Origin of the sequence: Streptococcus hyointestinalis (assembly GCF_041225505.1) — a bacterium.
In the GTDB taxonomy this organism is placed as follows: domain Bacteria; phylum Bacillota; class Bacilli; order Lactobacillales; family Streptococcaceae; genus Streptococcus; species Streptococcus hyointestinalis_B.
The window spans coordinates 1-13,526 of sequence record NZ_JBCLSK010000043.1; the positions used below are offsets into that span (position 1 = coordinate 1).

Genomic DNA, 13,526 nt, shown 5'->3' on the forward strand with positions numbered 1-13,526 from the left:
AGACCTAGACGAATTCTCAAGTATAAAACCGCACATTTTTTGTTTGAGCTAGCCCAAACAGCTTGAACACAGGTTTTCTAGTCTACTATCGAACCTGTTGCACTTGACTTGACAAGTGGGGAAAAAAGTTTTTTGACTTTTTCACATCAAAATCTTTGACAAAAGGAAGCGTTTACATTATAATTAAAGTATAAAAAATAAAGATAATCAAAGGAGGAAACTTCTATGATGAATCAAAACAAGTCTCGGTATAAAAATGGTGATTCCATTTAAGGTAGGCAAAACAAGAGACTTTACAAAATGTTAATGATGTCGTTCAGAAATCGGTAGGCAGATGTTGCTTTATAGGAGGTGACACTTATGTTGATGTTAAACATAGGGCGTTATCGCAACGGTGATAAGGTGCTGTTTATAAAGTGAGATGGAGGAATAGCTATGTTACATGTATCACGGTATAAAAATGGAGACAAAAAAGCTAGTCGCATAAAATAGCTTAGGAGGTGTCTCCAATGTAAAAAGACAGTTGTTTTTAGCTAATCTTGTTATGGGAGCGAGGTGGCTTATATTACAAATGACACTTAATAGGTATAAAAACGGAGATTAAAACAGTTCGAGAGAGTATGACGGAACAGTCGCTGTCAATGTGAAGAATGTCTTTTTGAGTAAGAGGTAAGCATTATCTTAGAAGTTGTGAAAAATAAGGAGCTTAATCTTATGCTGAAATTAAATATCAAACGCTATAAAAATGGTGATAACTAACTTCCCTCCTTATGATATGACAATAATATTTTTTAGCCCATAACCAGACGTGGTTATGGGTTTTTAAAATAATTGATTATCATATTGACATCATATACTTTAGTGGATATAATAGAATCGTAACATTGTATATTTTTTGAATATTCTGTTCAAGAAAAAGGAAAAGGAGAAAGTTAATGAGCAAGCAGGATTGGTTAGAGTATTTTGAAGCTGTTAATGGTCGTGAGGCTACGGAGGCTGAGATTGAGCAGGCACAATTAGCTGGTGAATTCGAAGCTGAGGTAGTAGCTGAACCGTCAACTGTTCAAGAAATCGCAGAAGAAAGTGTAGTGGAAACTACGGTTGTACAGGCTCCAGCAGAAAAACAGGTAGCCACAGGAAATACGCAAAACACCCCACAGTCTCAGACTGATGGGGCAAGCCAGTTTAAAGCGTCGTCAAGTAATTTCTGGAACTGGCTAGTAGACGCTTGGAAAAATCCGACAAAAGAAGATAACAGTCAGTATAATGGTCTCATCACTCTAGGTATCACGGCAGCACTGTTAGGCATAACTGTTTATACCTTGGCTAATAAATTAGTCAATTCTATCTCTAGTGCGTTCGGACAATCAAGTAGTAGCAGTGCTGATTTATCTGTCTTTTTGATAGGGTTTGTGACCTTTGCTCTTTTCTTGTTCTCTCTGACTTTTTCTTCCTTTGTTTCACGTCGATTTATTTACCAAGATGAGTCTTATACTTTTATGAAGAGCTTCGCATGGTTTGGTCGTGCAACTGCTCTTACAGCTCCTTTGTCTCTTTTAATCTTTTTACTAGTCTTGATGGGAAGTTTTCAACTGGCATGGTTTCTTCTAACTGTGTTCTTTTTACTAGTGGGAACTGCTCTTACCTATAGTTTGCTACCGGTAGGTAATAAAACTCAATTCGATAATTACTACCGCTTTCTTATTGCAGTTGTTTTAAGTGGTGTTATTATTGGGATTTTCTTTAGGATTGAGTATTCTATAATTGGCAATTACATTGGACAAACGCCACTAGGAGATCTATCACAATTCTTTAACCCAATGTCATTCTAAAGGAGAAAGAGAAATTTATGGCTAGTAAAGAAAGATGGACCGAGCTGTTTAACCAAGTGATTGGACGCCCACCGACTCCAGACGAATTTATGGCAGGAAAAGCAGGCGGTTTTTCACCAAAGGACATCAAGACAATCGCTCAAGCTCACGAAAAAGAAAGTGAAAGAAAAGCAGAAGAGTCTGTTTTTGATATTGCTGAAGAATCTTTAGAATCAAGTCTAGCAGAAAGAGAAGCAGCTGCTGAGATTTTTGATATTGCTGAAGAGGCTGTATCTTCAACGAACGATACCTCCCAGTCAGAAACTTTAGAAAGTAGCGACTCTCAAACTTCGCAAGTAAAAAAAGAAAATCTTGCTCAAAAAGAGTGGCTTAACGCTTTTGAAAAGTATGTTGGGCGTAAACCAACTCCAAAAGAGTTTCAGGCTGGAAAAGAGGCTTATTTTAGCTTAGTAAGTATCACGCCTTTTGTTAAGAAGACAGAAGAACAAGATTCAGTTTCGCAGGCAAAGCCGTGGTCTAAACGCAAAAAATTTGGTGTTATTTTTTCTGTAAGTTTTGTTGTCGTCCTTGTTTTTGCTTACATGGCAGGCACCAATTATTATTCTAAAGAATCCGTTGCAAAGCGCTACAGTAGCGCTGTTCATAAGAACTTTAAAGAAGCTTTGAAATATCAAGTTTGGTCAGATAACTACAAGGATATTACAGAAAAAGACTTAAAATATACTGATACTAAAAGAGCAACCGTAGCAATTTCTGCAGAGGAAGTACTCAATGGTGCACACTTAGAAGAAGTTGGAAAAGAACTCCTCATTTTTCCAAAGTGGCGTGTTGTGATTAAACCTGCTAGTGCTGATATCACATCAAATGCTAGTGGTCTCGTTATCAGTGTTAATGGCAAAAAAATAGGAACCACTAATTCCAAAAAATATCAAAAAAAACTTAATCCTCTCTATCCGGGTACATATCAGTTTAAGGCTTCAGGAAAAGTTGATGGTCAAACAATCAACCTATCAGCTAATAAAAAGTTGACAAGCACGGAACAAATTGATTTAGGTGTTGTCTACAAGAGCTTTGAAGTTAACAGCAATCTTAAAGATGGTGACCTTTATGCAGGGAATAATAAAATTGCTAGTTTAACAGATGGCACCTACAATGTAAAAGAGCTTGCTCTTAGTAAAACGACAGATGTCTATGTTCAAAAGACTTTTGCGGATGGTACAACAGTTAAGAGTGAGAGCATTGAAGCGAGTGATATTGCTAATGATGGGACAGTTACCTTGGATTCTGATAGTGTTTTAGACCGTGATACGGCAAATGATCTCATCTCAGCAGCGTATCAAAAGCTTTCGTACTATGCAAGTAATGGAAAAACACCAAATGAGCTTGATAATATCTTCCAAAATGGAAACCAAAATAAGTTCTACAATGATGTTAAAAAGACAATTGACCACAACCTCCATGAGGCAAAAATAAGAAATGCTGACAGTATTAGCTTTTCTGATGTTGATGTCAATAACGTGAGTCAGACAGGAAAAGATAGCTACACAGTTGATTTTACAGTTGTTTATAGCTTCTATTATTCTTATGGAAATGGCCATACAACGTCTGGCTATATCAAGCAGAAAATGTCTTGGTCTGCTCATGTCAAGTATGTTGGCACTAGTGATAATGATAGTTATAGCTATGGTGGTAAATCCTATAAATATCGTATTGTTGAGCCAAATGGTGAATCTAAAACACTATCAACAGACAATAGTGTAGATTGATTATAAACATGTAAAGAGGTTCGGAGTTTGGCTTAGATCAACCTTTTTATAAAGAAAGAGGAAAATATGGTAAATAAGGCAGTTGGGATAGATTTGGGAACGACCAACTCGAGTATGGCAATTGTGATTGATGGCAAGCCAGAGATTATTCAACTTGGCACGAACGACGACCGTGTATTGCGCTCGGCACTTTATTTTTCAACTATCGGTGGGCAAAATCGTGTTTTTTATGGTAATGACGCTATTAACCGAGGAACAGAAGTTGGAAAAGTTGAATACTTTAAGCAAGATTTTAAGCGTGATATGGCACGTGGTATTGTCAATGAGACACCTGGTAGCTCACCTATAGACGCAACGATTTTATCGGCTCTGCTATTATATCAGTTCAAAAAACGCCTCAAAACGGTGTCTCAAGAATTAGGAGTGGATGATATTTCAGACGCAGTCATTACTGTGCCGGCTTACTTCACATCAGAGCAGCGTTTAGCAACGAAACGTGCAGGAAAATTAGCAGGGTTTAATATTCTTAGGATCATTAATGAGCCTACCGCGGCAGCTATTTCCTATGCTAGCAGCAAAAAAATATCAGGTAATGTCCTAGTCTATGACTTGGGCGGCGGTACTTTTGATGTCACTGTGATAAACGTGTCTCAGCAGGATTATCATATTTTGGCAACTGATGGCGACCATAGATTGGGTGGGATAGATTTTGATAAAGCATTGGTTAAATTAATCAAGGAAAAATTTGAGCAACAAGGACTCAATATGACCATGCTGACGCCAAAAGAAGAAATGCAGCTGCGCTATCAAGCTGAAAAATTAAAAACACAACTATCCATCGATGAGAGTGTTTTTTGTGAGCGTTCCAGTGAATCTGGTGACTACGGTATTGAAATTACACGTGATGAGTTCAACAGCGCAGTAAGTGTTTTGGTTAAAGATACTGAGTTGAAAATGAATCAGACCTTAGCAGCGTCTGGTTTGACTTGGGAAGCTATAGACCATATTTTACTAGTAGGTGGTGCAACACGTATGCCTATTATTCGTCAGATGGTAAGTAGCGTTAGCGGAAAAACTATTCATTATGACCTCAATCCGGATACTATTGTCGCTGAGGGAGCTAGTTTAATTGCAGATTTGTTAGCTAATCAAACGATTTCATTCAGTGAAAAACGTGATGGATTTGATACAAACGAATCAATGATACAGGTACAAGATGTGACTTCGCAAGGAATTGGTCTTCTCTTTAAAAAATCACCCTATCAACACTATGATTTTGGGGGAGATTTCACAAATAGTGTCATCGTATCACGAAATACACCAGTTCCTCATCGCTTTGAAAAGGATTTGTTTGCTGTTGCCAATAATCAAAATAATTTTCGATTACGTGTGACAGAAGGCAACTATGCTAATCCAATAAATGTCAAAGTCATTCTTGACCAAGTTGTTAATCTCCCATCATCCTATCAAACAGGAGACAAGATAGGAAAAGCGATTTTTGAATTAAGTGAGGAACAGTTGGTTGTGATTTCAATTATAGATGTGAAGACACAAGCAGTCATCAGTCGTTTCCAAGCTAATGCGAAAATGAGCCAGCAAAATGTCGAGGAAGATTTATCAGAATTACAGGCAATTTTTGAACAGTATATTGTATGATTGATTTTTATAAATGGCAAGACACACAGACAAAGCAAGCACTACCGCTTGCACAAGAAATGTCGGGAAAACTATCTCCAGAAGCCAGTACTGAAGAACTCTACCAGCTTATCTATCATTTTGAGCAAGAGTTTGGCGAGAGAGCGACACTTACAAATAGTCATCTCAAGGATGAAAAGGAAATTTACGACCTTTTAGACTATGCTAAGAGTGTTTTTAGCAGTGAGCAACAAAGACAAATTTATGACCAAAAACTAGGGAGTATCTATGTAAGCGAGGGAATTTTGCCAGATGTGAAAACAATTGAGCCTCCTCGAAAAAAAGAAGTAAAGCGAAATTGGCTTCTTATCATCTTGACAGGTGTATTTTTGGTACTAAGTTTCTTCTTGTTTTGGATTTGGCACTTGAATCTTTTTGTCCTTTTGATTTTTATGTTAATAGCCATAGCTCTTATATTATATTTTATGAATGGATAGGATTAGGAATGCAACATCAATTAGACTTTAAACACATTTGTTTTCAGTATCCAAATAGCCAAGTTTCTTTATTTAAAGAGCTGAATTTTTCTGTAAAAACAGGAGAGTTGGTTGGTATTTTAGGGTCTTCAGGCAGTGGAAAAACAACACTTACGGAAATCTTATTAGGACGTCATCGTCCTACATGTCGTCATTTTCAAATGTTAGAAGACGGCTCTCCTTTATCAATAGCTATTAAGTGGAGCTACGTTCCCCAGCAAAATTTACTAAGAGAATACTTACGTGTTAATGAAATTTTTAACATTTATGCTGATATTCACTTAAAAACTGCAAAAGCAAAGGAAAAACAGCAACGCATTTTCCAAACTCTTCAAGATTTGGGATTGTCTGATTTTAAGGATAAGAAAATCTCTGAACTTAGTGGAGGGCAAAAGCGTCGTGTGAGTATTGGCATAGAGATGCTCAGAGATTCACGTTACTTTATCCTTGATGAACCTTCTAGCGGGCTTGATGCTCTTAGTGATCGTAATCTGCTTCGGACACTCAAGATTATGGCTAGAGTCAATCAAAAAGCTATTGTTGTCATCACACATAATACTGAAAACCTTGCGATTTTGGATAAACTGATTTTTTTGTCAAAAGGGAAACCGACTTTTGTTGGCAGTTTTGAAGAGCTATTGATGGAATTCAAAACAACAGATAGATTCACAGTTAAAAAATATTTGGATTTGAGTATTGCAGATCTCTATCAAGAGTTGAATGCATCAGGGAGGATTTATGATATTTAGGAGGATAGGGTGCAAGCTAGCATACGTCTAAAGTGGTACCAGTATAAGCGACACTACTTTGATTTTTTGAAAGTTTTATTTGGAATTGTAGGATTTGAGGTGCTCATCCTTTATATCCAAAAAAAGGGATTCTTAGAAAACTTTGAAACAACGAGAATGACACTTTTCTTGCTTCTTTTTTCAACCAGTCTTCTGATTCTTGTCCAGACCAGTATCAGTATTAGTCGAGAGCGTAGTATCTTGGAGCGTGATTTCTTTTCAGGGTTGAATCGTCTTAGTTTTTCTTTAGCTAGTCTCCTTTTTGAAAGCATTAACGCTGTAATAGAAGCTTTTGTCTTTGTTTTAGCTTATCTGACTTTGTCGTTCTATTTCGGTTTTGACTTGCCAGAAAAGGGAGGTTATTTTCAATCGTTTTTGTTAGAAGTCTTTATTACAGTAGTGCTTGTTTATTTGTCCTCGCATTTTATAGCACTTCTTGTCTCTGTTTTGACAGGAAATAGCGAAATAAGCTCGGTCATTCTGGCGGTTATTATTGGTATTGTTCAGTTTTCACTTGCAGGGACTATTTTACAGCTTCCAAAAGCTATTAGTAAATTTTCTGCTCTTACTTTCTTGAGTTACGGGCACAAAGTATTTGGTATGTCTAATGACCTCTATCACCTTCCCTCTATTATGGCGAAGCTCCATATTCCTATTGAAAAAGGACAACTAAACCAATTTAAAGCGTCACATGCTGCTATACTGGGTGATTGGAGTATGCTTGCTATACACGCTGTAGTGTACGCTCTTATCTTTATGTTGCTGCTACTTTATAGAAAGAAGTGAGGCTTATGCAGAAAAATCGTAATTATATCGTATTGATTCTAAGTATCTTTCTATTGTGTGTAGGTTTAGGAAAGTGGCGTCAAACAGCAGTATTATCACATACTGGAGTAACGTATCAGACAGAGTTAGACAATAAAAAAAGTGGCAATACAGAAGTCTTTCAAGTGACCTTACTGAGTTCGTCAAAGGCTTTAGTTGAAAATGTAACGAAAAAAACGAGCTTTGAAGGAAAAATCAAGCAAACATCAACTGGCGCCAGTAGAGCTATTCGTTTTGTCCTTCCAAATGATAAGGGAACCCTTATTTTAAAAGCAGGCTTGTTACCATGGGAGAAACCTAAGTTAGAAATAACCAATTCAACAGTTTATGCTCAAAAAAATACAAGGACTAAAGTAGTTGAACGGCAGAATAAAAACGAGACGACAACTGCTTCAAAAACAGATAAATCTGTTGTCTTCTCAAGTGATGATATCCAAAATATCTGTCAAAAGTTTGGGCATTGGCTTTATGAGAGTCAGTATGCTAAGGATGCTGTTGTTGTTTCAGGTGCTTTTTCAAAACCACAACTAAAAGATACAGCAAATAGTCAAGTCTTGTATGTTTCAACAAAAGATGGCGATATTTTAACCTCGCTTTTAGTGCCTAAAGGAGCTAGTGATTGGATTCGAGAGGTGCCTAATCCAGTGGGATACAATAGCGAGTCTTTGTCACAAGAGGGATTTGCTCGTTATGTCAATCATTTTGATTTAGCTGCATTAGGTAATTCTTTAGGCAGTGATTCTGCTAGTGATTATCAAGCCAAAACCATTTTTAGGATTTATCACCTTAAAGAAAAGAAACATGCTTACTATACAGAGGATGCTGAACGTCTCAGTTTAGAAAAACTGACAACAGGTGATTTATATGAGAGTTTGTTTAACAACTTGATGGACACTAGTCAGCCATCGTATCAAATTGTTTTAGCCTCAAATGGGCAAGTGTATTGGACAAAAGACTACAGCTTATCATCTCCTCTAGAAGGAGATAGCTACGAGTTAGCGCCTGATGATATGCAAGAAGCTTATCAATCATTTTTAGGAGAATATTCAAAATAAAGGAGGCATTCTATATAAAAAGTCAAGAATAATTTCAAATATTTTTTAAAGCTATTTAAAAAATTGCTTGCATGCGAAAAAGACCTGCTAAAAGCAAGTTTTAAAAATCATTCGTGACTTTATAGCTTTACCTTAGTTTAGTTTCATCAAATAGTTGATTGGTTTTAAGAAGATGATAAATGATACGAGTTAATTTTTTAGCGACATGTGTCACGGCTACATTGTAGTGCTTTCCTTGACTGATTTTTAGTCTTAAATAGGCTTTAAAATGCGGAGAATAAATCGAGATGAGCTTAGCAGCTTGTATTAGGGCATACCTCAGATAAGAAGAGCCTCGTTTAACCATGTGACCTGCATTATCCATCTGTTCTGATTGGTAAATGGCAGGGTCTAACCCTGCAAAGGCTTGGAGTTGATTTGGATTTTTGAAGTTATGAATAGTCTTAATTTCAGCTAGAATAATAGCACCAAGACGACTTCCAATTCCTGTAATAGATGTGATAGGAGAGTTCAAGTTATTCATCAGGAGATTAATTTCCTCTTGAGTTTGATTAATCTGTTTATCATAGTGTTTGATGCTTTCAATTAATTGCACTAATTCCAGGGATAAAGCAGGTGAAGCATTACCAATAGTCTGTTTGGCTGTTTCTTGTATCTGATGAGCTTTATCAGCAGTTAGCCGTTTGATTTTAAGTAACGATGAGAATCTAGCACGAGCTATCTTTTGGGCAGAAGGGTACTTAGTCAATAACTCATAGACAAAATGACTATGAAGATTACTAACAACTCTATGGAGTTCAGGGAAGATAATGTCAAGCAATCTGATATATAGGTTCTTGCATCTAGACCGTGACTGGGTTAAGCGATTTTGATAACGTGTCAGCTCTTTTAACTCGTCTAATACACTATTTGTTTGATAACGTTCAGGGGTCACATCAGAGCGTAGCTTACGAGCAATTAACAGGGCATCTTTCCTATCTGTCTTAGTTTTTCTAAGCGATTGTGATTTAGCAAATTCTTTGATAATGAGCGGGTTATAAACAAACACATTGTAGCCTAACTCTCTTAAGAAAGTCACAATGTTGTAATTATAGTGCCCTGTACTTTCAAGTGCAATCTGGACATCTTGTGTGATAGGAGAGAGCTGTTCTAGCTTTATTGTCAGCTAATGAAAACCTTGATAAGAATTGGCAAATTTAAAGTTAGTCATCATCATTTCTCCAGCCTCATTGATGCAGGCTAAATCGTGTTTATTTTTGGCAATGTCAATACCAACATAGAGCATAAGTTTCTGATTCCTTTCAAAATGATTAGCGACTGTTGTTCGTTCCACGCACTCTTTGCCTTGTATCCTTACATGAGATAAAACGTCAAAGCGTTATCATTCTAATTACCAATTAAACAAAGAGCTGTGGTTAGAGCCTCCTCGAAATCGTCAAAGCGATTGGAATGAAATACTAATCCACAGCGCTGAACTAAGTATAAAACAAATCTAAAAAATAATTAAAGAAAGGGTTTATACTGGCGGGAGCTACCCGCTAATATAAATATAAGGAATGACTAATGGATATGAGAGAGTGGGCAAAAGAATTTGAAGTCGTCAATGGTAGGAAAGCGAACTCTGATGAGTTTCTAGCTGCTAAGCAACAAGGCTTTCCGAGTTTAATGTCAGACGAAAGAGATAAGTTTTCAAAAGATCAGATAAATCCAACATCAGAGAAACTATCTTGGCTGCAAATTGCTGCTAGAGTGATAGTTGTCCTTGTTGTTGCTGTATTTGGTTATCTTGTCGGCTATCTATTTGCGTGAGGTGGGGATGATGGAAAAACTAAAATCATTACATTCTAAAAAATTTTATGTTGTTCTGATTGTTGTATTTCTCGCTTTCTTAGCGATTGGGAAGTATACACAAACAAATGCACTGACCAGCTCGTCAGTTGTTTATGCAACGACGGTCAAAGATAAAAAAACAGGTAAGCAAATTCATTATCAAGTTCAAAGAGTTGGTAAAAACCGTTATAAAATCACTAATGCTAATACTGGACAGACCTATACAGGTCGTATCCAAACAGAAGCTGATAAATCTATTAGCATGGCATTGCCTAACGGAAATGGTGTCCTTAATCTGAAAAATAAAGGTACTTTTGTTCCAGATGCTCAGCTGACCTTGAAAGATTCCAAAAATTTAGAGCAAGTATCCAGCAAGACTATTCCAGCTGCTAATGCTTCTTTCAACCAAGCCAAAACAGCAGTAAAATCAAGTACAAGTACTACTAGTAAAAGCTCGCTATCTAGTCAGTCAAGTTCGACGAACTCAACAACAAGTAAGACAACTGAGACAACTAGTGAGAGCTCCACAGAGACAAAAACGGAGACTTCATCAACAAATACTAGCTCTACAAAAACATCATCAACCACTTCTTCAAGTACAAAGTCAAGTCAATCAGAAGTCGATTTGATTGCGTCATTAGACCAAGCGACTATCAAAAAGCTAACAGCTGATTTTTCAAAATGGTTAGATGAAAGTAGTTATGGTAAAGATGCTGTTGTTGTAAAAGGGCGACCAAACGAGCCTATTTATACAGCAAATTCAAGTAATGGAGATGTAGCGTCTTACAGTGTTGAGACTACCGATGGAAAAATGCTGGCGACTATAACTGGACTAGATGAAAGTCAAGACCTTAGTACAGCAAAAATCTCCTCCTATACAGTAGATGACAAGCATAATGCAACAAAAGAAGAGTTTGTATCATCTCTAAGCTCATCTAAAATCGCTGCATTAGGTATTGTACCGACGTCAACAAAAGCTAGCAATTTAATAAATGGCAATGCTGTGCGTGTTTATCATTTAAAGGATAATAGCACTCACTACCATGAAGAATTTTCGGATGAAGCTGAGGCTGTTAAGACAGCGGTTAAAAAAGAAGTTGGCGATTCATCAGATGATGCTTTGAACAAGGAATCTCACTACGGTTATGACTATTATTATGATAAGCTAGTTGATACAAGTAAACCAAGCTATGAATTTATACTGGCTAATAATGGTAAAGTTTATATGGCTGAAAATTATAAGCCAGCTACCAAAAGCTACAAAGAGGCTCCAAAAGATATCCAGCAAAAATACACAGAACTTATCCAAAAGTATACAGAACAAGATTCTAAGACAGAGTCTATTACAACTAGTGAAAGTTCTATTTTTCCTGAGGAGGCTTTAGGTACTTGGTACGGCTCAAGTAAACAAACTGACTCCATTCAAATGACCATTGAAAAAGACGGAACTGTTAAGACAATCTCAAATTTCAAAGCAGATTGGGGAGGAACAGTAGAGTCCCAAGCAACTGTCAGAAAAGTTGAAAAAGTAACGGACACTATTTACCGTTTTGTCGACTACACTGGAGAACATAGCGCTATTAACCCAGGGATGACAGGTATCGGTGGAGCTGGATTTAAAACAGCAGATGGCTTTAAGTTGGAAAATGGGACATACAAGTATGTCTATTGGACTGTAGCTGAGGATGAAGAATTTGATTTCACTGAGGAACCAAAAGATTTTGATGTGACCTTATCTAAGGATAAAGGAGCAGCGTCATCACAAAGCTCTGAACTCAAAACAAAAGGTACCGTAAGGGTTGTCGTTTCTGACTTGAAAGTACGTGAAGCACCAAGCACAAATAGTAAAGCTGTCGCTAGCTATAGTAATGGTGATACTATTGACTACGATGACATGCAGACAAATGAAGGCTATGTTTGGGTTTCTTACATTGCACCCCAATCTAAACAACGTCGCTATATAGCCATAAAAGAAGAAAATGGGGCAACATTTGCTGAGAACATAAATAACTAACAAGTGCTTGCATTTGTCTCTGAAAAACGATATAATACTAAATTGTGAGTGTACCTCACTTACCCCTTGCTAGTCTTGGGGTCATTAGACCAAAAGGAGGAAAACTATCAATGGCTAAATACGAAATTCTTTATATTATTCGTCCAAACATTGAAGAAGAAGCTAAAAACGCTTTGGTAGCACGCTTTGATGCTATCTTGACAGACAATGGTGCAACTGTTGTTGAATCAAAAGACTGGGAACAACGTCGTCTTGCTTATGAAATCCAAGACTTCCGTGAAGGTCTTTTCCACATCGTTAACGTTGAAGCTGACAATGATGTAGCTCTTAACGAATTTGACCGTCTGTCAAAAATCAATACTGACATTCTTCGTCACATGATTGTTAAACTTGACGCATAAGAGGTATCCTCATGATAAATAATGTAGTGCTAGTAGGTCGTATGACCCGTGACGCAGAGCTTCGTTACACACCAAGTAATCAAGCTGTAGCGACATTTACTTTGGCTGTTAATCGTAATTTTAAAAATCAAAATGGTGAGCGTGAGGCAGACTTTATTAATGTGGTTATTTGGCGTCAGCAAGCTGAAAATCTTGCAAACTGGGCTAAAAAGGGTACGTTGATTGGTGTGACTGGTCGTATTCAGACTAGAAATTATGAAAATCAACAAGGTCAGCGTGTCTATGTCACAGAAGTTGTTGCTGATAATTTCCAAATTTTGGAAAGCCGTGCAGCACGTGAGAGTCATACTGGTAACTACAGTGGTGGATTTGATACTCCTAGCTCAACAGCTGGCTATTCTAGTTCATCGCAAGGAACACCAAATTTTGCTAGAGATAACAATGCTCCATTTGGCAATTCAAGCCCAATGGACATCTCTGACGATGATTTACCATTTTAATAATATAAAGGAGAAAAAACATGGCTCAACAACGTCGTGGCGGATTCAAACGCCGCAAAAAAGTTGATTATATTGCAGCTAATAAGATTGAATATGTTGATTACAAAGATACAGAATTGCTTAGCCGTTTTGTATCAGAACGTGGTAAAATTTTGCCACGTCGTGTAACTGGTACTTCAGCTAAAAATCAACGTAAAGTCACAGCTGCTATTAAACGTGCACGTGTTATGGCACTTATGCCTTTCGTGAACGAAGACTAACCCCGTAAGCCAACCTATGTTGGCTTTTTTATGTGTTTTCCTCTAAGTTTCCTTTTCATTTTCGAGTAAGTAAGATGAGGAGGA

At 37.2% G+C, this 13,526-nt stretch carries 12 protein-coding genes and 1 pseudogene; 12 read left to right on the forward strand and 1 reads right to left on the reverse strand.

Translation table 11 applies throughout. From position 1 onward, the window contains the following. Positions 1-935 precede the first annotated feature (935 nt). The 7 genes from AALA56_RS08780 to AALA56_RS08810 all read left to right on the forward strand — a co-directional run bounded on the left by AALA56_RS08780 (position 936) and on the right by AALA56_RS08810 (position 8,437). Complete coding sequence (locus AALA56_RS08780) at positions 936-1,832, forward strand: DUF6574 domain-containing protein (RefSeq protein ID WP_369909673.1); 897 nt, start codon at positions 936-938, stop codon at positions 1,830-1,832. Positions 1,833-1,849: 17 nt separating this feature from the next. Further along, positions 1,850-3,598 carry a zinc ribbon domain-containing protein gene (locus tag AALA56_RS08785; protein ID WP_369909674.1) on the forward strand — a complete coding sequence of 583 codons (1,749 nt, stop codon included), beginning with the start codon at positions 1,850-1,852 and terminating at the stop codon, positions 3,596-3,598. Positions 3,599-3,664: 66 nt separating this feature from the next. Further along, positions 3,665-5,254, forward strand: coding sequence for an Hsp70 family protein (locus AALA56_RS08790; RefSeq protein ID WP_369909675.1), 1,590 nt, complete (start codon positions 3,665-3,667; stop codon positions 5,252-5,254). Further along, a complete protein-coding gene (locus tag AALA56_RS08795) occupies positions 5,251-5,730 on the forward strand; it encodes a hypothetical protein (protein WP_369909676.1) in 480 nt (159 codons plus the stop codon). The genes AALA56_RS08790 and AALA56_RS08795 overlap by 4 nt, the downstream gene beginning before the upstream one ends. Positions 5,731-5,738: 8 nt before the next feature. Then, positions 5,739-6,518 (forward strand): ATP-binding cassette domain-containing protein, encoded by a 780-nt coding sequence (locus AALA56_RS08800; RefSeq protein ID WP_369909677.1) that lies wholly within the window; start codon positions 5,739-5,741, stop codon positions 6,516-6,518. Between the two features lie 9 nt (positions 6,519-6,527). Continuing rightward, positions 6,528-7,343, forward strand: a complete 816-nt coding sequence (locus AALA56_RS08805; protein ID WP_369909679.1) for a serine/threonine protein kinase — start codon at positions 6,528-6,530, stop codon at positions 7,341-7,343. Between the two features lie 5 nt (positions 7,344-7,348). Beyond that, the gene (locus AALA56_RS08810) at positions 7,349-8,437 is read left to right on the forward strand and encodes a hypothetical protein (RefSeq protein WP_369909680.1); all 1,089 of its coding nucleotides are present in this window, start codon (positions 7,349-7,351) and stop codon (positions 8,435-8,437) included. Between the two features lie 127 nt (positions 8,438-8,564). Here the strand turns inward: AALA56_RS08810 and AALA56_RS08815 are convergent. Continuing rightward, a pseudogene (locus AALA56_RS08815) lies at positions 8,565-9,722 on the reverse strand (IS110 family transposase). A 278-nt stretch (positions 9,723-10,000) separates the two neighbouring features. Between AALA56_RS08815 and AALA56_RS08820 the strand changes: the two are divergent. The 5 genes from AALA56_RS08820 to rpsR all read left to right on the forward strand — a co-directional run bounded on the left by AALA56_RS08820 (position 10,001) and on the right by rpsR (position 13,442). After that, a complete protein-coding gene (locus AALA56_RS08820) occupies positions 10,001-10,246 on the forward strand; it encodes a hypothetical protein (RefSeq protein ID WP_369909681.1) in 246 nt (81 codons plus the stop codon). Positions 10,247-10,256: 10 nt separating this feature from the next. Beyond that, a complete protein-coding gene (locus AALA56_RS08825; protein WP_369909683.1) occupies positions 10,257-12,281 on the forward strand; it encodes an SH3 domain-containing protein in 2,025 nt (674 codons plus the stop codon). A 110-nt stretch (positions 12,282-12,391) separates the two neighbouring features. Continuing rightward, entirely contained in the window at positions 12,392-12,682 is a 291-nt protein-coding gene (gene rpsF, locus AALA56_RS08830; RefSeq protein WP_369909684.1) for a 30S ribosomal protein S6, read from the forward strand. Between the two features lie 11 nt (positions 12,683-12,693). Further along, positions 12,694-13,182, forward strand: a complete 489-nt coding sequence (locus tag AALA56_RS08835; RefSeq protein WP_369909686.1) for a single-stranded DNA-binding protein — start codon at positions 12,694-12,696, stop codon at positions 13,180-13,182. Between the two features lie 20 nt (positions 13,183-13,202). Beyond that, positions 13,203-13,442 (forward strand): 30S ribosomal protein S18, encoded by a 240-nt coding sequence (gene rpsR, locus AALA56_RS08840; RefSeq protein ID WP_018030689.1) that lies wholly within the window; start codon positions 13,203-13,205, stop codon positions 13,440-13,442. The last annotated feature ends 84 nt before the right edge of the window (positions 13,443-13,526 follow it).